Source organism: Phycicoccus duodecadis (assembly GCF_002846495.1).
Taxonomy (GTDB): domain Bacteria; phylum Actinomycetota; class Actinomycetes; order Actinomycetales; family Dermatophilaceae; genus Phycicoccus; species Phycicoccus duodecadis.
In genome coordinates this window covers 53,910-73,081 of record NZ_PJNE01000001.1, presented here as the reverse complement: position 1 = coordinate 73,081, position 19,172 = coordinate 53,910, and the positions used below count along the sequence as shown (strand labels likewise).

General features: G+C 72.4%; 22 protein-coding genes. 10 read left to right on the top strand and 12 right to left on the bottom strand.

Annotation, left to right across the window (positions count from 1 at the left end; genetic code table 11):
- Positions 1 to 21: 21 nt before the first annotated feature.
- From ATL31_RS00340 to ATL31_RS00325, 4 genes are read left to right on the top strand one after another with little or no spacing between them, the layout of a single operon-like run.
- Positions 22 to 978: an NAD-dependent epimerase/dehydratase family protein gene (locus ATL31_RS00340; RefSeq protein ID WP_101394020.1), complete on the top strand. Its 957-nt coding sequence runs from the start codon at positions 22 to 24 to the stop codon at positions 976 to 978.
- Positions 975 to 2,060, top strand: coding sequence for a DegT/DnrJ/EryC1/StrS family aminotransferase (locus tag ATL31_RS00335; protein ID WP_101394019.1), 1,086 nt, complete (start codon positions 975 to 977; stop codon positions 2,058 to 2,060). The genes ATL31_RS00340 and ATL31_RS00335 overlap by 4 nt, the downstream gene beginning before the upstream one ends.
- Positions 2,057 to 2,590 (top strand): acyltransferase, encoded by a 534-nt coding sequence (locus ATL31_RS00330; RefSeq protein ID WP_211283937.1) that lies wholly within the window; start codon positions 2,057 to 2,059, stop codon positions 2,588 to 2,590. Before ATL31_RS00335 ends, ATL31_RS00330 begins: the two co-directional genes overlap by 4 nt.
- A 2-nt stretch (positions 2,591 to 2,592) precedes the next feature.
- Positions 2,593 to 3,525, top strand: a complete 933-nt coding sequence (locus tag ATL31_RS00325) for a glycosyltransferase family 2 protein (RefSeq protein ID WP_158239758.1) — start codon at positions 2,593 to 2,595, stop codon at positions 3,523 to 3,525.
- A 19-nt stretch (positions 3,526 to 3,544) separates the two neighbouring features.
- Here the strand turns inward: ATL31_RS00325 and ATL31_RS00320 are convergent, their stop codons facing one another.
- Positions 3,545 to 5,428 carry an ABC transporter ATP-binding protein gene (locus ATL31_RS00320; protein WP_101397059.1) on the bottom strand — a complete coding sequence of 628 codons (1,884 nt, stop codon included), beginning with the start codon at positions 5,426 to 5,428 and terminating at the stop codon, positions 3,545 to 3,547.
- 111 nt (positions 5,429 to 5,539) lie between these two features.
- Between ATL31_RS00320 and ATL31_RS00315 the strand changes: the two genes are divergently transcribed.
- Positions 5,540 to 6,964, top strand: coding sequence for a TrpB-like pyridoxal phosphate-dependent enzyme (locus tag ATL31_RS00315; RefSeq protein ID WP_101394016.1), 1,425 nt, complete (start codon positions 5,540 to 5,542; stop codon positions 6,962 to 6,964).
- Positions 6,965 to 6,977: 13 nt separating this feature from the next.
- The gene (locus tag ATL31_RS00310; RefSeq protein ID WP_101394015.1) at positions 6,978 to 7,862 is read left to right on the top strand and encodes an alpha/beta hydrolase fold domain-containing protein; all 885 of its coding nucleotides are present in this window, start codon (positions 6,978 to 6,980) and stop codon (positions 7,860 to 7,862) included.
- On the opposite strand, the gene ATL31_RS00305 is transcribed toward ATL31_RS00310, so the two are convergent.
- A complete protein-coding gene (locus tag ATL31_RS00305; RefSeq protein ID WP_101394014.1) occupies positions 7,849 to 9,447 on the bottom strand; it encodes an ABC-F family ATP-binding cassette domain-containing protein in 1,599 nt (532 codons plus the stop codon). The two genes, ATL31_RS00310 and ATL31_RS00305, sit on opposite strands and share 14 nt — an antisense overlap.
- Before the next feature lie 126 nt (positions 9,448 to 9,573).
- On the opposite strand from ATL31_RS00305, the gene ypfJ reads away from it, so the two are divergent.
- Positions 9,574 to 10,488: a KPN_02809 family neutral zinc metallopeptidase gene (ypfJ, locus tag ATL31_RS00300; protein ID WP_101394013.1), complete on the top strand. Its 915-nt coding sequence runs from the start codon at positions 9,574 to 9,576 to the stop codon at positions 10,486 to 10,488.
- 12 nt (positions 10,489 to 10,500) lie between these two features.
- Here the strand turns inward: ypfJ and ATL31_RS00295 are convergent, their stop codons facing one another.
- Complete coding sequence (locus ATL31_RS00295; RefSeq protein ID WP_101394012.1) at positions 10,501 to 10,884, bottom strand: DUF1801 domain-containing protein; 384 nt, start codon at positions 10,882 to 10,884, stop codon at positions 10,501 to 10,503.
- Here ATL31_RS00295 and ATL31_RS16355 point away from each other — a divergent pair.
- The 3 genes from ATL31_RS16355 to ATL31_RS00285 are packed head-to-tail and all read left to right on the top strand — an operon-like array spanning position 10,883 to position 12,083.
- A complete protein-coding gene (locus tag ATL31_RS16355; RefSeq protein ID WP_158239757.1) occupies positions 10,883 to 11,029 on the top strand; it encodes a hypothetical protein in 147 nt (48 codons plus the stop codon). The genes ATL31_RS00295 and ATL31_RS16355 overlap by 2 nt on opposite strands.
- Positions 11,030 to 11,088: 59 nt before the next feature.
- The gene (locus ATL31_RS00290; RefSeq protein ID WP_055812454.1) at positions 11,089 to 11,487 is read left to right on the top strand and encodes a PPOX class F420-dependent oxidoreductase; all 399 of its coding nucleotides are present in this window, start codon (positions 11,089 to 11,091) and stop codon (positions 11,485 to 11,487) included.
- Positions 11,488 to 11,522: 35 nt separating this feature from the next.
- Positions 11,523 to 12,083, top strand: a complete 561-nt coding sequence (locus tag ATL31_RS00285; protein WP_101394011.1) for an NYN domain-containing protein — start codon at positions 11,523 to 11,525, stop codon at positions 12,081 to 12,083.
- A 7-nt stretch (positions 12,084 to 12,090) separates the two neighbouring features.
- Here ATL31_RS00285 and ATL31_RS00280 read toward each other — a convergent pair whose 3' ends face one another.
- From ATL31_RS00280 to ATL31_RS00240, 9 genes are read right to left on the bottom strand one after another with little or no spacing between them, the layout of a single operon-like run.
- Complete coding sequence (locus tag ATL31_RS00280; protein ID WP_101394010.1) at positions 12,091 to 12,612, bottom strand: acVLRF1 family peptidyl-tRNA hydrolase; 522 nt, start codon at positions 12,610 to 12,612, stop codon at positions 12,091 to 12,093.
- A gap of 15 nt (positions 12,613 to 12,627) precedes the next feature.
- Entirely contained in the window at positions 12,628 to 12,954 is a 327-nt protein-coding gene (locus ATL31_RS00275) for a metal-sulfur cluster assembly factor (RefSeq protein ID WP_101394009.1), read from the bottom strand.
- Positions 12,951 to 13,397, bottom strand: a complete 447-nt coding sequence (gene sufU / locus ATL31_RS00270) for a Fe-S cluster assembly sulfur transfer protein SufU (protein ID WP_101394008.1) — start codon at positions 13,395 to 13,397, stop codon at positions 12,951 to 12,953. Before sufU ends, ATL31_RS00275 begins: the two co-directional genes overlap by 4 nt.
- The gene (locus ATL31_RS00265) at positions 13,397 to 14,692 is read right to left on the bottom strand and encodes a SufS family cysteine desulfurase (RefSeq protein ID WP_101394007.1); all 1,296 of its coding nucleotides are present in this window, start codon (positions 14,690 to 14,692) and stop codon (positions 13,397 to 13,399) included. The genes sufU and ATL31_RS00265 overlap by 1 nt, the downstream gene beginning before the upstream one ends.
- A complete protein-coding gene (gene sufC / locus ATL31_RS00260; RefSeq protein WP_101394006.1) occupies positions 14,692 to 15,456 on the bottom strand; it encodes a Fe-S cluster assembly ATPase SufC in 765 nt (254 codons plus the stop codon). Before sufC ends, ATL31_RS00265 begins: the two co-directional genes overlap by 1 nt.
- Before the next feature lie 6 nt (positions 15,457 to 15,462).
- Positions 15,463 to 15,816, bottom strand: coding sequence for a non-heme iron oxygenase ferredoxin subunit (locus ATL31_RS00255; protein ID WP_101394005.1), 354 nt, complete (start codon positions 15,814 to 15,816; stop codon positions 15,463 to 15,465).
- Positions 15,813 to 16,991, bottom strand: a complete 1,179-nt coding sequence (sufD, locus tag ATL31_RS00250) for a Fe-S cluster assembly protein SufD (protein WP_101394004.1) — start codon at positions 16,989 to 16,991, stop codon at positions 15,813 to 15,815. The genes ATL31_RS00255 and sufD overlap by 4 nt, the downstream gene beginning before the upstream one ends.
- A 46-nt stretch (positions 16,992 to 17,037) precedes the next feature.
- Entirely contained in the window at positions 17,038 to 18,459 is a 1,422-nt protein-coding gene (gene sufB / locus ATL31_RS00245) for a Fe-S cluster assembly protein SufB (RefSeq protein WP_101394003.1), read from the bottom strand.
- Entirely contained in the window at positions 18,456 to 19,151 is a 696-nt protein-coding gene (locus ATL31_RS00240; RefSeq protein WP_101394002.1) for a helix-turn-helix transcriptional regulator, read from the bottom strand. Before ATL31_RS00240 ends, sufB begins: the two co-directional genes overlap by 4 nt.
- Between the last annotated feature and the right edge of the window lie 21 nt (positions 19,152 to 19,172).

Genomic DNA, 19,172 nt, shown 5'->3' with positions numbered 1-19,172 from the left:
GCGGGCACCTATGCTGTGCCGGTGCTCACTGGCCAGAAGATCTTCCTCACCGGCGGAGCGGGTTTCATCGGCTCCACGCTCGCCGGCACCCTCCTCGACGACAACGAGGTGGTCGTCTTCGACAACCTCACGCGCAACGCGCTGACCCATCAGCCGTTCGCGCACCACCCCAACCTCACCCTGGTGCAGGGCGACGTGTGCGACGCCGCCGCCGTGCACGAGGCCATGACGGGGGCCACCCACGTGGTGCACTGCGCCGCCATCGCGGGCATCGACACCGTCATCAAGCGACCTGTCGACACCATGCGCGTGAACGTCCTCGGGTCGGCGAACGTGCTGCAGGCCGCCGCCGACCACGGGGTGTCCGGCCGGGTGGTGTGCTTCTCGACCTCCGAGGTGTTCGGCCAGCACGGGTTCCGCTCCGCCGAGACCGACAACACCGTCACCGGGGCCGTCGGCGAGGCGCGCTGGACCTACGCGGTCGGCAAGCTCGCCGAGGAGCACCTGGCGCTGGCCCACCACCAGCAGGACGGGCTCCCGGTGGTGGTCGTGCGCCCGTTCAACGTCTACGGGCCCGGCCAGGTCGGCGAGGGCGCCATCCGCACCTTCGTCCAGCGGGCGCTGCGGGGCGAGCCCATCGAGATCCACGGTGACGGCACCCAGATCCGCGCCTGGTGCTACGTCGACGACATGATCCGGGGAGTCCACCTCGCCCTCACCCACCCGGCGGCCGTCGGGGAGTCGTTCAACATCGGCAACCAGCGGGCCGTGGTCACCATCTACGGGCTGGCCAACACCATCGTCCGGGTGCTCGGGTCGTCCTCCGAGATCACCTTCGCGCGCAAGGGCTACGCCGACATCGAGCTGCGGGTGCCGGCGGTCGGCAAGGCCCGCGACATGCTCGGGTTCGAGGCCGAGATCGACCTCGAGGAGGGCATCCGCCGCACCGGCGAGTTCTACCGGACGGCCGCTCCGTGATCCCGCTGACGGTCCCCCTGATCGAGGACGACGACCTGGCGGTCGTGGCGGAGGTACTGCGCTCCGGCAACCTCGTCCAGGGGCGCAACGTGGCCGCCTTCGAGGCCGCGGTGGCCGCGCAGGTGGGTGTCCCCCACGCGGTGGCCGTGGCCAACGGCACGGCCGCCCTCCACCTGGCGTTGCTGGCCCTGGGGGTGGGGCCCGGTGACGCGGTCGCCGTCCCCACCTACTCGTGGCCCGCGACCGCCAACGTGGTCGAGGCGGTGGGCGCCGACTGCGTCTTCGTCGACATCGAGGAGGGGTCGTGGGCGATGTCGCCCGCGCGTCTCGCCGAGGTCGACGTGCCCCTCGCGGCCGTCCTGCCCGTGCACCCCTTCGGGGTCATGGCCGACCTGGCCGCCCTGGCGGCGGCCGCGCCCGGGGTGCCCGTGGTCGAGGACGCCGCGTGTGCGCTCGGGGCCGGCCGCGACGGTCGCGCCGCCGGCTCGGTGGGGACCATGGGGTGCTTCTCCTTCCACCCGCGCAAGGCCGTCACGACCGGTGAGGGCGGGATGGTCACGACCTCCTCCGCCGAGCTCGACGTGGCCCTGCGCCGCTGGCGCAACCACGGCATCCACCTCACCCCGGGCGGCAGTGACTTCGTGCTGCCGGGGCTGAACTACCGCCTCACGGACATGCAGGGCGCGCTGGGCGTGACGCAGATGGCCAAGCTGGAGCGCGTCGTGGGGGCCCGCCGCGCGGCCGCCGACGTCTACGCCGAGCTCCTGGCCGGCACCCCCCTGGCCGCCCCGGCGGTCATCGCGTCCAGCGAGCCCGTGCACCAGTCGTACGTCGCCGTGCTGCCCGAGGGGGTCGACCGGGCCGCGCTGATCCCCGCCGCGGCCGAGCGCGGGGTCCAGATCCAGATCGGGACCGTGGACATCCCCTCCTCCTCCTACTACCGCGACAAGTACGGGTTCGGGCCGGGGCGCTTCCCGGTCACCGAGGCCTGGGTGGGGCGTCATCTCTCGCTGCCCCTCTACCCCGGGATCACCCGCGAGCAGCAGGAGACCGTGGTGTCGACCGTCGTCGGGCTGCTGTGAGCACGTCGCCCGCCCGAGCGCGCACCTCGCACGGCGACGGGCGCTGGACGACCGCGGCGTTCGCCCGCTTCGGTGCGGGCTCGTTCGTGGAGGCCACGGCGCTGGTCTTCCGTCCCGAGCACATCAGCCTCGGCGACGGCGTCTACCTGGCCCACCACGTCATCGCCAAGGCCTACCCCGACGGTGCACTCGAGATCGGCGACGGGACGTGGGTCGGGGAGCAGACCTACCTCAACTCGGCCGGCGGCCTGCGGATCGGCCGGAACGTCGGCATCGGCATCGGCGTGCGCGTCATCACCTCGAGCCACACCGAGCAGGGGCGCGACGTGCCCATCCTGCACTCGGCGCTCCGGTACGCGGCCGTCGAGATCGGCGACGACTCCGACCTGGGCGTGTCGAGCACGATCCTGCCGGGGGTGCGCATCGGGCGCGGGGTGCAGGTGGCGGCCGGGGCCGTCGTGGCCCACGACCTGCCCGACCACTGCGTGGCCGCCGGCGTACCCGCCCGGGTGCTGCGGACGAGGCCGTGACCGTGGCCGCCATCCCCGACGTGACGGTGGTCATCCCCACCCGCAACCGCGCCGACCTGCTCCGGACGACCCTGCACTCGATCCAGGTGGCCGTCGACGAGGCGCGCCGCGCGGGCTGGAGCACCCACATCCTCGTGGTCGACGACTGTTCCGACGACGCCTCGACGCAGGAGGTCTGCGCAGCGGCGGGTGCCGAGTGCGTCCGCATCGAGGTCCACGACGGGCGCAACAACCCGGCCTCGGCCATCGTGCTGGGGGTCTCCCGCGCCCGCTCCCGGTTCGTGATGCTGTTCGGCGACGACGACATCATGCTGCCCCGCCACCTCGTCGCCCATCTCGAGGTCGTCGAGCAGGGCTACGACCTGTGCACGGGCAGCTTCCACGTGACCGACGCCGCCCTGCGCCACGTCAGCACCGCCACCCTGCCCCAGCCCATCGTCGGGGACCTCCTCGACGGCCGGGTCACGATCAACGACGGCGCCCTGGTGCGGACCGACCTGTTCCAGCGGGGCCCCTGGGACCCCACCCTCGACCAGGTCGTCATCCTGCCGGTGTGGCTGACCCTGATGAGCGGCGACATCCGCGCCACGACGATCGCGGAGCCGACCTGGCTCTACCGCCGGCACAGCGCGAACATCTCCGACGACCTGCCGCCCGAGGACCGCGCCCAGCGCGCCCGGGTGATCGAGCCGTTCCGGCAGGCCTATCTCGACCGCGGTGAGCGGGTCCCGGCCTCGCACGCCCGGATCCGCCGGGACGAGGAGGAGGCCTACGCGGAGCAGGCCCGACGTGCCGGGGCCGAGAAGGCGGCCGCCGCGGCCGCCGCGAAGGCCGAGCGGGAGCGACTGGCCCGCGAGCGGTGGGATGCCCTGCCGGCGTGGCGCAGGACGGCGAGCCGCGTGCGGCGCCGGCTGCGGTCCTCGTCACGGGCCTAGGACGACCCGCGGCCGGACGTCAGGCGTGGGTCTGGTCGAGGACCTCGCCCAGCTCGTCGTCGAACTGGGTGCGGTAGAGCTCGGCGTAGAGACCGTCGGCCGCGACCAGCTCGGCGTGGGTGCCGCGCTCGACGATGCGGCCGTCGTCGACGACCAGGATCTGGTCGGCGTGACGCACGGTCGACAGCCGGTGGGCGATGACGAGGGCCGAGCGGTCGCGCAGGGCCTCGTCGAGGGCCCGCTGCAGCGCCTGCTCGGACTCGCTGTCGAGGTGGGCGGTGGCCTCGTCGAGCACGATGAGGCCGGGCCCCTTGAGCAGCAGCCGCGCGATGGCCAGGCGCTGCTTCTCGCCGCCGGAGAGCCGGTGGCCCCGGTCGCCGACCACGGTCTCGAGCCCGGACGGCAGGGAGTCGACCAGGGGCCACACCTGGGCCGCCTTCAACGCCGCGACCATGTCGGCCTCCGTGGCGTCCGGGGCGGCGTAGGCCAGGTTGGCGCGGATGGTGTCGTGGAACAGGTGGGCGTCCTGGGTGACGACCCCGACCGCGTCGTGCAGCGACTCGGTGCGGGCCTCGCGCAGGTCGAGGCCGTTGATACGGATGGACCCCGAGGTCGGGTCGTAGAGGCGCGCGACCAGCGAGGTGATCGTGGTCTTGCCGGCGCCACTGGGCCCGACGAGCGCGACCAGGCTGCCCGGCTCGACGGTGAACGAGACCTCGCGCAGGACGGGACCGCTCCCCCGGCGGTCGCCGGAGGCGGTGCTCTCGAGGGAGGCCAGCGACACCTCGTCGGCCGAGGGGTAGGAGAACGCGACGTCGTCGACCTCGACCCGCACCGGGCCCGGCGGAACCGGGCGGGCGTCGAGGGCCTCGGCGACCAGCGGCCGGAGGTCGAGGACCTCGAAGACCCGCTCGAAGGACACCAGGGCGGTCATGATGTCGACGCGCACGTTGGAGATGGCCGTGAGGGGGCCGTAGAGGCGGGCCAGGAGCGCGGTGAGGGCGATGAGGGTGCCCACGGTCAGGGTGCCGCCGACGGCCATCAGGCCGCCCGCTCCGTAGACCATGGCCGTGGCCAGCGAGGCGACCAGGGTGAGCGCGACGAAGAAGACGGACCGGTTGACCGCGATGCGTACCCCGATGTCGCGCACGCGGGCGGCGCGCACGGCGTACTCGTCGTCCTCGACGACCGGGCGCCCGAAGAGCTTGACCAGCAGCGCCCCGGCGACGTTGAAGCGCTCGGTCATCCGGGTGCCGAGGTCGGCGTTGGTGACCATCTGCTCGTGGGCCAGGCTCGCGAGGCGACGGCCCATGAAACGGGCCGGCACCAGGAAGAACGGGACCAGTGCCAGGGCGGCGAGGGTGAGCTGCCACGACAGCGAGGCCATCGCCACCACGATGAGCACCAGCGTGATGGCGTTGCTGACCACGCTGGAGAGCACCGAGGTGAAGGCCTGCTGGGCGCCGATGACGTCGTTGCCGAGGCGGGTGACCAGGGCGCCGGTCTGGGCGCGGGTGAAGAAGGCGACGGGCTGGCGCAGGACGTGCGAGAAGACCTGGGTGCGCAGGTCGTAGATGAGGCCCTCACCGATGCGCGCCGAGAACCAGCGCTCGACCAGGGTGAGCACCCCGCCCAGCACCGCGATACCGGCGACCAGCAGTGACAGCCGCACGACGACCGCGGAGTCCTTGGGGTAGATGCCGTCGTCGATGAGCGACTTCAGCAGCAGCGGCGTGGCCACGACCAGCACCGACTCGACGACGACCAGGCCGAGGAACCACGCGATGGCGGTCTTGTAGGGGCGCGCGTACCCGAGGACCCGCCGGGTCGTGCCGGGGGTCAGGCGACGCTCCTTGACGCTCGCGTCCCTGCTCAGGCTGTGCAGCGCCTGCCACCCTTGCATGCTCACCGGTGTGTGCTCCTCGTCGTCGGTCCCGTGAGTCAACCACCGCGCGCCGACAGGTGTTCCACGGCCGTGGGCACCCCCTTGTGCCCCGCCCGCCCAGCGCCGACGATGACGGCACCCACCGCCATCGACGCCCCGGAGGCTTCCGTGCCCGACGCCCTGCGCCACAAGGTCCTGCTCGACGAGGACGAGATGCCCACGCGCTGGTACAACATCCTGCACGACCTGCCCACCCCGCCCCCGCCGCCGCTGCACCCCGGCACCGGACAGCCGGTGGGGCCCGACGACCTGTCGGCGCTCTTCCCGATGGACCTCATCGCGCAGGAGGTCTCGACCGAGCAGTACATCGACATCCCGGCCGAGGTGCTCGACGTCTACAAGCTGTGGCGGCCCTCGCCCCTGTTCCGGGCCCACCGGCTCGAGAAGGCGCTCGGCACGCCCGCCCGCATCTACTACAAGTACGAAGGCGTCTCGCCGGCCGGCTCGCACAAGCCCAACACCGCCGTCCCACAGGCGTACTACAACGCCAAGGCCGGCATCCGGAAGCTCACGACCGAGACCGGCGCCGGGCAGTGGGGCACCTCCCTGGCCTTCGCGTGCGCCCAGTTCGACCTCGAGTGCGAGATCTGGCAGGTGCGCGCCTCGTACGACGCCAAGCCGTACCGCAAGATCATGATGGAGACCTTCGGCGGCACGGTGCACCCCAGCCCGTCCGACCTCACCGAGGCCGGGCGCGCGATGCTGGCGAGCGACCCCGACTCCCCCGGCTCGCTCGGCCTGGCCATCAGCGAGGCCGTCGAGGTGGCCGCCCAGGACCCGACCGTCAACTACGCGCTCGGGTCGGTGCTCAACCACGTGCTGCTGCACCAGACGATCATCGGCGAGGAGGCGTTGCTCCAGCTGGCCAAGATCGGCGAGGTCGTCGACCTCATCGTCGGCTGCACCGGCGGCGGCTCGAACTTCGGCGGCCTGACCTTCCCGTTCCTCCGCGAGAAGCTCGCCGCGGGCGGCGCCGGCCCGGTCATCCGCGCCGTCGAGCCCGCCTCGTGCCCCTCGCTCACCCAGGGCACGTACGCGTACGACTTCGGCGACGTCGCCGGGCTCACCCCGCTGCTCAAGATGCACACGCTCGGGCACGACTTCATCCCGGACCCGATCCACGCCGGCGGCCTGCGCTACCACGGGATGAGCCCGCTGATCAGCCACCTCTACGACCAGGGGCTCATCGAGGCCGAGGCCCGTACCCAGAAGGACTGCTTCGCCGCCGGGGTCCTCTTCGCCCGGACCGAGGGCATCGTCCCCGCGCCCGAGCCGACGCACGCGCTGGCGGCCGCGGTCGAGGAGGCCATCCGCTGCGTCGAGACCGGCGAGGAGAAGGTCATCCTCACGGCCCTGTGCGGCCACGGCCACCTCGACCTCCCCGCGTACGACGCCTACCTGCGCGGCGACCTCGTCGACCACACGTGGGACGACGACGAGCTGCAGGAGTCGGTGGCGCGGGCGCTGACCAGGCTGCCGAGCATCCCGGGATGACCGGGGGCCACGCATGACCAGCTGGCAGACGCTGGTGGCCCGGGCGCGGCTCCGGGCCACCCGCAAGCATCGTTACCGCACCGTCGAGGCCGGGCGGCACAGCATGGCCCACGGCTACCCGGCGGCGCCCGTGCCCGAAGGGCTCGCCGCCCGCGCCACCACGGCGTCGTTCGACGGGGGCGAGCTGGTGACGGTCTCCGGGTCCGGCGAGGGCCCTGGCGCGCTGGTGCTGCTGCACGGCGGAGCCTTCATCAACGGCATCCAGGCCCAGCACTGGGGGCTCGTCGAGCACCTGGTGGAGTCGACCGGGCGCACGGTCCACGTGCCGCGCTACCCGCTCGCGCCGGCGGCCGTGCACACCGACGCGTGGCGCTTCCTGGACGCGGCGACGGCGCGGCTGGGCGAGGAGGCGCCGCTGTACCTGGTCGGCGACTCGGCCGGGGGCACCCTCGCCCTGCTCATGGCCCAGCGGCACCGCGGTGACGGGCTGGTCGCCGGGCTCACCCTGGTCGCGCCCTGGCTGGACCTGTCGCTGGGGAACCCCGAGGTCGAGCGCCTCGCGCGCCAGGACCCGTGGCTCACGCCGGCCGGGATGCGGCCCATCGCCCGGCAGTGGGCCGGTGGCCTCGACCCGGCCGACCCGTCCGTCAGCCCGCTCTTCGGCCCGCTCGGGGACCTGCCGCCGACCCTGGTGCTGGTCGGGTCGCACGACATCTGCCGCGCCGACTGCGACCGGCTGCGCGAGCTGGCCCCGGCCGACGCCGACCTCGTCGTGCACGTCGAGCCGGGGTCGCCGCACGACTACCCGCTGCTGCCCACGCCGGAGGGCGCCAGGGGCCGGGCCGACATCACCCGGCACGTGCTGCGCACGCTCGGGGCCGGCGTCAGGCGAGGGTGACGAGCTCGCGGTAGTCGGCGTTGAAGAGGTCCTCGACGCCGTCCGGCAGCAGCAGGATGCGCTCGGGCTCGAGCGCGTCGACGGCTCCCTCGTCGTGCGTGACGAGCACGACGGCGCCCTCGTAGGTGCTGAGCGCCCCGAGGATCTCGTCACGCGAGGCCGGGTCGAGGTTGTTGGTGGGCTCGTCGAGGAGCAGCACGTTGGCCGACGAGACCACGAGCAGGGCCAGAGACAGGCGGGTCTTCTCGCCACCGGACAGGACCCCGGCGGGCTTGAGCACGTCGTCACCGCTGAACAGGAACGAGCCGAGCACCTTGCGGACCTCGGTCTCGCCCAGCTCGGGCGCCGCGGACTTCATGTTCTCGAGGACGGTGCGCCCGACGTCGAGGTTCTCGTGCTCCTGGGCGTAGTAGCCGAGCTTGAGCCCGTGCCCGGGCTCGACCTGCCCGGTGTCGGGGGTGTCGACGCCCGCGAGCAGCCGCAGCAGGGTGGTCTTGCCGGCGCCGTTCAGGCCCAGGACCACCACGCGTGACCCGCGGTCGATGGCGAGGTCGACGTCGGTGAACACCTCGGACGAGCCGTAGGACCGCGACAGTCCCGAGGCCCGCAGCGGGGTCTTGCCGCAGGGCGACGGCTTCGGGAAGCGCAGCTTGGCCACCTTGTCGTGGGCGCGGTCGGCCTCGAGCCCCTCGAGCAGACGCTCGGCGCGCCGCGCCATGTTCTGGGCGGCGACGGTCTTGGTGGCCTTGGCGCGCATCTTGTCGGCCTGCGCCATCAGCGCGCCGGCCTTCTTCTCGGCGTTGGCGCGCTCGCGCTTGCGGCGCCGCTCGTCGGTCTCGCGCTGCTGGAGGTAGGCCTTCCAGCCCAGGTTGTACTGGTCGAGCTCCCCGCGGTTTGCGTCGAGGTGGAAGACCTTGTTGACGACCACGCCGAGCAGGTCGACGTCGTGGCTGATGACCACGAGGCCGCCCCGGTACCCCTTGAGGTGGTCGCGCAGCCAGGCCACCGAGTCGGCGTCGAGGTGGTTGGTCGGCTCGTCGAGCAGCAGCGTCTCGGCCCCGGAGAACAGGATGCGGGTGAGCTCGACCCGGCGCCGCTGGCCACCCGAGAGCGTGCCGATCTCCTGGTCGAGGTGACGCTCCTCGAGACCCAGGGCGGCGGCGATCTGCGCGGCCTCGGACTCGGCGGCGTAGCCGCCCGCGGCGGTGAACTCGGCGTCGAGGCGGCCGTAGCGGCGCATCGCCCGCTCCTGCTTCTCGCCGGTCTCGACGGCCATCGAGTGCTCGGCCGCGCGCAGGTCGCGCACGATGGTGTCGAGGCCGCGAGCCGACAGCACGCGGTCGCGCGCCGTCATGTGCAGGTCGCCGGTGCGCGGGTCCTGGGGCAGGTAGCCCACCTCGCCGGAGCGGGTGACGGTGCCCGCGGCCGGCTGGGTGACCCCCGCGAGGGTCTTGGTGAGCGTGGTCTTGCCGGCGCCGTTGCGGCCGACGAGGCCGATGCGGTCGCCCGGTGCGACCCGGAAGGTGGCACCGTCGAGGAGCAGGCGGGAGCCCGCTCGCAGCTCGACGGCGGCAGCGGTGATCACAAGAGGTCCTTCGGTCGGGGGCGACGCGCGCGGACGGGAGCGACGGTGGTGCCCAGCAGCGCGTGGTCACCCCTAGTCTAAGGCGGGCCGGGGACGACTCCGGCACGGTGACGACGGAGGCCCCCGATGAGCTTCAACGAGAACGCGCGTCTCGACACCTCGCAGGTCAGCGGGGGTGGCGGCGGTGGAGGCGCGCCCGGTGGCCTGGTCGTGGGCGGCGGCCTCGGCGGCATCATCATCACCATCCTGCTCCTGGTGTTCGGCATCGACCCCTCGTCCATCCCCACCGGGGGCGGCACGTCGGATCCCGGTCAGGTGCAGGCCGGCGGCTCGACCGACTCCTCCGCGTTCTCCGACTGCAGGACCGGCGCCGACGCCAACGCCCGCGTCGAGTGCCGCGTGGTCGGCACCGTCAACTCGGTGCAGGCCTTCTGGGCCGGTGAGCTCAAGAGCTCGAAGTACCAGTGGCAGGAGACCCGGACGGTGCTCTACAGCGGGCAGACGCAGTCGGCCTGCGGCACGGCCAGCAACGAGGTCGGCCCGTTCTACTGCCCCCTCGACAAGAAGGTCTACATCGACGCCAGCTTCTTCGACCTGTTGACCTCGCGCTTCGGGGCCGACGACGGCGCGCTGGCCCAGGAGTACGTCGTGGCCCACGAGTACGGCCACGCGCTGCAGGACCAGCTGGGGCTGCTCAACAGGGCCCAGCAGGACCCGCAGGGCGCGGAGTCGGGCTCGGTGCGCACCGAGCTGATGGCCGACTGCCTCGCCGGGGTCTGGGCGCAGCACGCCTCCACCGTCCCCGACGCCGGCGGCACACCGTTCCTCAAGCCGCTGACCGACACCGACATCCAGTCGGCCCTGTCGGCGGCGGCGGCGGTCGGAGACGACACCATCCAGAAGGCCGCCACCGGCCGGGTCACGCCCGAGTCGTGGACGCACGGCTCGTCGAAGTCCCGCCAGACCTGGTTCCTCACCGGGTACAAGAGCGGCGACCTCAACCGCTGCGACACCTTCTCGGTGCCCTCCGTCGAGAGCTGATCGCGCGGGCGGTCAGCCCACGGCGCGCCGCACGAGGTCGGCGACCTGCTTCTCGCCGGCCGTGGTGAGCTCCTGCACCGCCCACGACACCGGCCACATCGAGCCGTCGTCGAGCCGCGCGACGTCCTGGAACTCCAGGCTCGTGTAGCGCATCCCGAACTTGCCGGAGTTCTTCACGGCCAGCAGCACCTTGCCGTCCTTGGCGTAGGCAGGCATGCCGTACCAGGTGCGCGGCGCGAGGTCGGGTGCGGCGCCGGTGATGACCTCGTGCAGGCGGGCGCACAGGGCACGGTCGTCGTCGGCCATCTTCGCGATGGCGGCCAGCACGGCCGCGACGTCGTCCTCAGCCTTGGCGCCCTTGGCCCGCGCGCGCCGCTCGGCCACGGTCTCCTTCATGGCGGCCTTCTCGGCGTCGCTCAGCACCTCGCTGCTGCGGGTGCTGGTCCTCTTCTTCGTGGGGCTCACGGTCGTCCTCCCGGTCGTCGGTGCGTTCCCGTCCCATGGTGCCGCGCTGCGGCTCGCCTCGCTTCTCCGGTCCTGACCGACCCCGGCGGGACCGTCGTGGCCGTCGCCCGCCGCCAGGGGTGACAGAGTGGGCCCATGGACGACACCTGGACCCGGGTCGGCGACGAGGACTTCGTGTCGCTGACCACCTTCCGCCGCAACGGCATCCCGGTGGCGACGCCGGTCTGGGTCGCCCACTCCGGCGACGGGTCGCTGGTCGTCACCACCCCCACCGGTAGCGGCAAGGTCAAGCGGCTGCGGCACAACCCCGAGGTCGAGCTGCGCCCGTGCTCGCGCCGCGGCACCGTCCCCGAGGGCGCGCCCGTCGTCCTGGGCCGCGCCGTGGTCGAGGAGTCGGCCGAGACCGAGGCGCACGCCCACCGCATCCTGGCCGCGAAGTACAAGCTCCAGTTCCGCCTCGTCATGGGCATCGAGCGGGTGATGCGGCGCGGGCACACCGACCGCGTCATCCTGCGCATCACCCCTCGCGGCTGAGCGCGTCGGCAGCCACCGGGTCGTACGCTGCAGCCATGGCCGACGCCCCGCGCTCCACCTACGTCCTCGTCGACGGCGAGAACATCGACGCCACGCTGGGCACGTCCATCCTCGGCCGCCGGCCCCGCCCCGAGGAGCGCCCGCGCTGGGAGCGCCTGCTCCAGTTCGCGCAGGACCGCTGGGGGCAGCCCGCGGTCGGCCTGTTCTTCCTGGCCGCCAACAGCGAGCTGCCGATGACCTTCGTGCAGGCCCTGCTGGCGATCGGCTACCGGCCGGTGCCGCTGTCGGGCGGGCCCGGCGAGAAGGTCGTCGACATCGCCATCCAGCGCACCCTCACCGCGCTGAAGGACCGTGACGCCGACGCCCTGCTGGTCAGCAACGACGGCGACTTCGTCGGCGAGGTCGAGGCCCTGCTCGACGGGCGCCGGGTCGGGGTCGCGGGCTTCACCGAGTTCCGCAACCACCTCTTCGCCCCGCTGGTCGAGCGCGGGCTCGAGACGTTCGACCTCGAGTACGACGTGGCGGCCTTCAACGAGCGGCTCCCCCGGGTGCGCATCATCCCGATCGACGAGTTCGACCCGGCCCAGTTCCTCTGAGCCGGCCTCACTCCTCGATGGTCACCCGTACGGCCCGGGCCCGCGCCAGGGCCTGCTCGAGCACGGCCAGCCGAGGGTCGGGCAGGTCGTAGAGCTCGCGGCGCGGCAGGTCGCGCAGCCCCGCCAGCCGGTCGTCGTCGAGCACGGCCTCGGCCAGGGTGCGGTCGCCCCCGAGCACCAGCCCCCGCGCCCCGCTCCCCCGCAGCAGCCGCACGGCGTGCTCGGTGACGGCCCCGACCAGCTCGTCGGCCTGGTTGCCCCGGCGCCGCGCGAACCGCTGCTGCGACCAGCCGCCGGCCGCGGTGCGCGACTGCACGTAGCGGGTGCCGCTCTTGTGCGTGGTCAGCCCGCTCCCGGTCGCCGTGCCGACCGCGTAGCCGCCGCGGCGCACCAGCAGGAGGGCCAGCGGGTCGTGCGGGAAACGCGTGACCCCGACGACCCGCTGAGGGCCGCCTTCGTTGTTGGCGTCGAAGCGCTCACGCCAGCGGTCGTAGCGGTCGGGGCCGACCTCCACGACGCGCGTGCTCACAGGAAGGGGCGCGGCTCAGATGTTGAAGCCGAGGGCGCGCAGCTGCTCGCGGCCGTCGTCGGTGATCTTGTCGGGGCCCCACGGCGGCATCCACACCCAGTTGATGCGGTGGCCGGTGACCAGGCCCTCGAGGCTCTGCTGCACCTGGTCCTCGATGACGTCGGTGAGCGGGCAGGCCGCCGAGGTGAGCGTCATGTCGATGACGGCGTGGTTCTGCGGGTCGACGGTGATGCCGTAGACGAGGCCGAGGTCGACGACGTTGATCCCGAGCTCGGGGTCGACGACGTCGCGCAGGGCCTCCTCGAGGTCCGCGACGTTGCTGGGGGTGCTGGTCTGGGTCACTGCTGGGCTCCTTCGGCCTGGTGCAGGGCATCGGTGAACGCCATCCACGACAGGAGGGCGCACTTCACACGGGCGGGGTACTGGGCGACGCCGGCGAGGGCCACGCCGTCGCCGATCTGCTCCTCGTCGCCGGGGTCCTCGCCCTTGCTGGTGAGCATCGAGCGCATCGCCTCGACGGTCTCGCGGGCGTGCGCGACGGTGCCGCCGGTGACCTCCTCGGCCAGGATCGACGCGGACGCGACGCTGATCGAGCAGCCCATCGAGTCGTACGAGATGTCCTCGACCACGGCGTCGTCGCCGGTGCCCGTGACGTGCACGCGCAGCGTCACCTCGTCGCCGCAGGTGGGGTTGACGTGGTGGGTCTCGGCGTCGAACGGCTCGCGCAGGCCGGCCCGCACGGGGCGCTTGTAGTGCTCGAGGATGAGCTCCTGGTAGAGGTCCATCAGGCGGACACCTCCAGCCCGAACATGGCCGGGACGCGGTCGAGGGCCTCGAGCAGGGCGTCGACCTCGCCGGGCGTGGTGTAGGCAGCGAACGAGGCGCGGGTGCTGGCGGCGACCTTCAGCGTGCGGTGCAGGGGCCACGCGCAGTGGTGGCCGACGCGCACCTCGACGCCGCTGTCGTCGAGCACCTGGCCGACGTCGTGGGCATGGACGCCGTCGACGACGAAGGCCACGGCCCCGCCACGCTCGCGCAGGTCGTCGGGCCCGAGGACGGTGACCCAGGGGCGCTCGGCGAGGCCGCGCAGCAGGCGCTCAGTGAGCATCTGCTCGTGGGCGTGCACACGGTCCATGCCGAGGGCGCTGAGGTAGTCGCAGGCGGCGGCGAGGCCGACGGCCTGGGCCGCCACCGGCACCCCGGCCTCGAACTTCTGCGGGGCCGGCGCGTAGGTGGAGGCCTCCATCGTCACGGTCTCGATCATCGAGCCCCCGGTGAGGAAGACCGGCATCTCGTCGAGCAGCTCGGCGCGGGCCCAGAGGACACCGACCCCGAGCGGGCCGAACATCTTGTGACCCGAGTACGCGACGACGTCGACACCCAGCTCGTGCACGTCGACCGGCAGGTGCGGCACGGACTGGCAGGCGTCGAGGACGGCCAGCGCACCCACGGCGTGGGCCCGCTCGGCGAGCTCGCGCACCGGGTTGAGCGTGCCGAGCACGTTCGAGACGTGCGTGAAGGCGAAGACCGCGGTGCGCTCGGTGAGGAGGGCGTCGAGGTCGGTGAGGTCGAGCCGGCCGTCGGGCGTGACGGGCACCCAGCGCAGCGTGGCGCCGGTGCGCCGGCAGACCTCCTGCCACGGCACGAGGTTGGCGTGGTGCTCCATCTCGGTGATGAGCACCTCGTCGTTCGGCCCGAGGGTGAACCGGTCGCCGTGGCCCCCGCCCCCACCGTGGGCGCCGTTGCTGAACGCGTAGGCGACCAGGTTGAGCGCCTCGGTGGCGTTGCGGGTGAACACGATCTCGGACGCCGAGGCCCCGATGAAGCGCGCGATGGTCTCGCGGGCGTTCTCGTAGGCCTCGGTGCCCTCCTCGGAGAGCTGGTGCGCGCCGCGGTGCACGGCGGCGTTGGTGTGCTCGTAGAAGTGCCGCTCGGCGTCGAGGACGACCCGCGGCTTGTGCGAGGTGGCCCCGGAGTCGAGGTAGACGAGCGGGTGCCCCCCGCGAACGGTGCGCGACAGGATCGGGAAGTCGGCCCGCAGCCGGGCCAGCTCCTCGTCGGTGAAGGGGGCGGCGCTCATCAGACCGTGGGGCTCGGGGCGAGGAAGCGGTCGTAGCCCTCGGACTCGAGGCGGTCGGCGAGCTCGGGGCCGCCCTGCTCGGCGATCCGGCCGTCGACGAAGACGTGCACGAAGTCGGGCTCGATGTAGCGCAGGATGCGGGTGTAGTGCGTGATGAGGAGGACACCGGCGCCGGTCTTCTCCTTGGCCCGGTTGACGCCCTCGGACACCACGCGCAGCGCGTCGACGTCGAGACCGGAGTCGGTCTCGTCGAGGATGGCCATCTTGGGCTCGAGGAGCTCCATCTGGAGGATCTCGTGGCGCTTCTTCTCGCCGCCGGAGAAGCCCTCGTTGACGTTGCGCTCGGCGAAGACCGGGTCCATCCGCAGGTTCTCCATGGCGCCCTTGACGTCCTTGACCCAGGTACGCAGCTTCGGCGCCTCGCCGGTCACGGCGGTCTTGGCCGTGCGCAGGAAGTTGGAGACGGTGACGCCGGGGACCTCGACCGGGTACTGCATGGCGAGGAACAGGCCCGCACGGGCCCGCTCGTCGACGCTCATCGCGAGGACGTCCTCGCCGTCGAGGGTGATGGACCCCGAGGTGACGGTGTACTTGGGGTGGCCCGCGATCGAGTACGCGAGGGTGGACTTGCCGGACCCGTTGGGGCCCATGATCGCGTGCGTCTGGCCGGACTCGATGGTCAGGGTGACACCGCGGAGGATCTCCTTGGTGCCCTGCTCGGTCTCGACGGTGACGTGGAGGTCCTTGATCTCAAGGGTGGACATGGTGGCTCAGCTCTCCTCGGACAGGGCGACGTGGACGTCGTCACCCTCGATACGGACGGTGTGGACGGCGATGGGGGTGATGGCCGGCGGGCCGGTGGGGGTGCCGGTGCGCAGGTCGAAGCGCGACCCGTGCAGCCAGCACTCGAGGGTGCAGCCGTCGAGCTCGCCCTCGGACAGCGCGACGTTGGCGTGGCTGCAGGTGTCGTCGACGCAGTGCACCTCGCCCTCGGCGGTGTGCACCAGGGCGACCCGGCGGCCCTCGATCTCGGCGGCCGCGGCCCCCACGGCGGGGAGCTCGTCGAGGCGGCAGACCCGCACGAAGCGCTGTGCGGTGTCGGGCTCGGTCTGCTGCTCGCTCATGCGGCACCCGCCGCGAGCTCACGCTCGATGGCCAGCATGAGGTGCTCCTGGACCTCGGGCACGTGGATGCGCCCGACCACGCTGGCGAAGAAGCCGCGCACGACGAGACGACGGGCCTCGGGCTCGGGGATGCCGCGGGCCATCAGGTAGAACAGCTGCTCGTCGTCGAACCGGCCGGTGGCCGAGGCGTGCCCCGCCCCCTCGATCTCGCCGGTCTCGATCTCGAGGTTGGGCACCGAGTCGGCGCGGGCGCCCTCGGTGAGCAGCAGGTTGCGGTTGAGCTCGTAGGTGTCGGTGCCCTCGGCGGCGGCCCGGATGAGGACGTCGCCGATCCACACCGTGCGGGCGGTGTCGCCCTGCAGCGCGCCCTTGTACTCGACGTTGCTGCGGCAGTGCGGCGCCTCGTGGTCGACGAAGAGCCGGTGCTCGAGGTGCTGGCCGGCGTCCGAGAAGTAGACGCCCAGGCCCTCGAAGGAGCCGCCGGGCCCGCGGTAGGTCGCATTGGTGTTGAGCCGCACGACCCCGCCGCCGAGGGTGACGGCGATGTGGCGGGCGGTGGCGTCGCGGCCCACGACCACGTCGTGCTGGGCCAGGTGGTGGCTGCGGTCGTCCCACTCCTGCACGGTGACCAGGGTGACGTCGCTGCCGTCGCCCGCGATCACGGTGAGCATCTCGGAGTAGTCGGCGACCCCGGTGTGCTCGAGGACGACGGTCGCCTTGGCGAACCGGCCGACGCGCACGAGCAGGTGGCCGTGGACCAGCCCCTGGTCGGTGCCGTCGAGCCGGATGCGCACCGGCTCGGTGAGCTCGGCCTCGGCCGGGACGTCGACCAGTGCCACGCCGCCGCTGTGCGCGGCGGCCACGGCCGCGGCCCGGTCCTGAGGGGCCGGCACGCCGAGGGCGCGCCACTCCTCGACCGAGACGGTCGAGAGGGTGACACCCCCCGGCAGCTCGTCGGCCCAGGTCAGGCTGGCGCCGGTGGCCTCGTCGCGGAAGAACGCCCCGAGGCGGTCGACCGGGGTGAAGCGCCACTCCTCCTCGCGCCCGTGGGGCACGGGGAAGGCGCTGACGTCGAAGGACGCCGTGCGCTCGGCGCGCGACTGGTCGGGGACCATGGTCGCGACGCTGTCGGTGTGGGCGCCCCCGCCGGGGCGCTGGGGGGTCAGCAGGCTCATGCAACGTCCTCGCAGGGGGTCGGGATGGTGGGTCGGCGCAACGGCATCAGCCGACGGCGCCTTCCATCTGGAGCTCGATGAGGCGGTTCAGCTCGAGGGCGTACTCCATGGGGAGCTCCTTGGCGATGGGCTCGACGAAGCCGCGCACGATCATCGCCATGGCCTCCTCCTCGGACATCCCGCGGGACTGGAGGTAGAAGAGCTGGTCAGCCGAGACCTTCGAGACCGTGGCCTCGTGCCCCATCTGCACGTCGTCCTCGCGGATGTCGACGTAGGGGTAGGTGTCGGAGCGGCTGATGGTGTCGACCAGGAGCGCGTCGCAGACGACCGAGCTGCGCGAGCCGTGGGCGCCCTCCATGATCTGCACCAGCCCGCGGTAGGACGTGCGGCCGCCACCGCGCGCGACCGACTTGGAGACGATCGAGCTGCTGGTGTTGGGCGCCGCGTGCACCATCTTGGAGCCGGCGTCCTGGTGCTGGCCCTCGCCGGCGAAGGCGATGGACAGGGTCTCGCCGCGGGCGTGCTCGCCGAGCAGGAAGACGGCCGGGTACTTCATGGTGACCTTGGACCCGATGTTGCCGTCGATCCACTCCATCGTCGCGCCCTCGGCGCAGGTGGCGCGCTTGGTGACGAGGTTGTAGACGTTGTTGGACCAGTTCTGGATGGTCGTGTAGCGCACGCGGGCGTTCTTCTTGACGATGATCTCGACGACCGCGGAGTGCAGCGAGTCGCTCTTGTAGATCGGCGCGGTGCAGCCCTCGACGTAGTGCACCGAGGAGCCCTCGTCGGCGATGATCAGCGTCCGCTCGAACTGGCCCATGTTCTCGGTGTTGATCCGGAAGTAGGCCTGCAGCGGGATGTCGACGTGCACGCCCGGCGGCACGTAGATGAACGAGCCACCCGACCACACCGCGGTGTTGAGCGCGGCGAACTTGTTGTCGCCGGCGGGGATCACCGAGCAGAAGTACTCGCGGAAGAGGTCCTCGTGCTCGCGCAGGCCGGAGTCGGTGTCGACGAAGATGACGCCCTTCTCCTCCAGGTCCTCGCGGATCTGGTGGTAGACGACCTCGGACTCGTACTGGGCGGCGACGCCGGCGACGAGGCGCTGCTTCTCCGCCTCGGGGATGCCGAGCCGGTCGTAGGTGTTCTTGATGTCCTCGGGCAGGTCCTCCCAGGAGGTGGCCTGCTGCTCGGTGGACTTCACGAAGTACTTGATGTTCTGGAAGTCGATCCCCGTGAGGTCGCTGCCCCAGGTCGGCATCGGCTTCTTCTCGAACAGCCGCAGGGACTTCAGCCGCAGCTCGCGCATCCACGCGGGCTCGCCCTTGCGGTCGGAGATGTCGGTGACGACCTCGTCGGACAGCCCGCGCCGGGCGGTGGAGCCGGCGGTGTCGCTGTCGGCCCAGCCGTACTCGTAGCGGCCGAGGTCCTTCAGACCCGGGTTGAGCTCTTCGATGTGGCTCGTCATCGCGATGGCCTCTCGGTGGTGGGGGTCGGTACGAAGGTGGTGCAGACGTGGTCGCCGTGGGCGAGGGTCGCCAGGCGTTGGACGTGGACGCCGAGCAGGCGCGAGAACGCCTCGGTCTCGGCCTCGCACAGCTCGGGGAACTCGGATGCGACGTGCTGCACGGGGCAGTGGCCCTGGCAGAGCTGCACCCCGGTCAGCGCATTCGGGGCGCCCGGTGTTCCCACGGGGCGGGCCGAGGCGGCGTAGCCCTCGACGGTGAGCGCTCGCACCAGGGCGTCGGTGCGGTCGCCGGGGTCGTCGCCCACGGCGTCGAGGTGCTCGGCGATGCGCTCCTCGAGCCCGGCGACGCGCTCCTCGGCGAAGGCCTGCACGGCGCTCTCGCCGCCCGTGCGGCGCAGGAAGCGCAGGGCCTCGCCGGCCAGGTCGTCGTAGTCGGAGGCCAGCGCGCGGTGCCCGGCGGCGGTGAGGACCCACACCTTGGCCGGCCGCCCGCGGCGACGGGGGCCGCCGGCCTCGCGGGCCTCGACGAGGCCGTCGGCGTGGAGGTTCTCGACGTGGCGGCGTACGGCGGTCTCGGTGAGGCCCACCCGGTCGACCAGGGCGGTGATGTTGACCGGCCCCTCCTGGCTCACGACGCGCAGCACCCGGTCGCGGGTGCGCGACTCGTCGGTGCGGACGTCGGTATTAACCACACACCCATGTTAGGTAATTGC

Bases quoted from the DNA above. Each gene is read 5' to 3' on its own strand.
- sufU (WP_101394008.1), bottom strand. From the start codon at position 13,397: ATGGACCTCTACCAGGAGCTCATCCTCGAGCACTACAAGCGCCCCGTG.
- ATL31_RS00290 (WP_055812454.1), top strand. From the start codon at position 11,089: ATGGACGACACCTGGACCCGGGTCGGCGACGAGGACTTCGTGTCGCTG.
- ATL31_RS00285 (WP_101394011.1), top strand. From the start codon at position 11,523: ATGGCCGACGCCCCGCGCTCCACCTACGTCCTCGTCGACGGCGAGAAC.
- sufD (WP_101394004.1), bottom strand. From the start codon at position 16,991: ATGAGCCTGCTGACCCCCCAGCGCCCCGGCGGGGGCGCCCACACCGAC.
- ATL31_RS00255 (WP_101394005.1), bottom strand. From the start codon at position 15,816: ATGAGCGAGCAGCAGACCGAGCCCGACACCGCACAGCGCTTCGTGCGG.
- sufC (WP_101394006.1), bottom strand. From the start codon at position 15,456: ATGTCCACCCTTGAGATCAAGGACCTCCACGTCACCGTCGAGACCGAG.
- ATL31_RS00315 (WP_101394016.1), top strand. From the start codon at position 5,540: ATGACGGCACCCACCGCCATCGACGCCCCGGAGGCTTCCGTGCCCGAC.
- ATL31_RS00310 (WP_101394015.1), top strand. From the start codon at position 6,978: ATGACCAGCTGGCAGACGCTGGTGGCCCGGGCGCGGCTCCGGGCCACC.
- ATL31_RS16355 (WP_158239757.1), top strand. From the start codon at position 10,883: ATGGCGGCCTTCTCGGCGTCGCTCAGCACCTCGCTGCTGCGGGTGCTG.
- ATL31_RS00295 (WP_101394012.1), bottom strand. From the start codon at position 10,884: ATGAAGGAGACCGTGGCCGAGCGGCGCGCGCGGGCCAAGGGCGCCAAG.
- ATL31_RS00320 (WP_101397059.1), bottom strand. From the start codon at position 5,428: ATGCAAGGGTGGCAGGCGCTGCACAGCCTGAGCAGGGACGCGAGCGTC.
- ATL31_RS00265 (WP_101394007.1), bottom strand. From the start codon at position 14,692: ATGAGCGCCGCCCCCTTCACCGACGAGGAGCTGGCCCGGCTGCGGGCC.
- ypfJ (WP_101394013.1), top strand. From the start codon at position 9,574: ATGAGCTTCAACGAGAACGCGCGTCTCGACACCTCGCAGGTCAGCGGG.
- sufB (WP_101394003.1), bottom strand. From the start codon at position 18,459: ATGACGAGCCACATCGAAGAGCTCAACCCGGGTCTGAAGGACCTCGGC.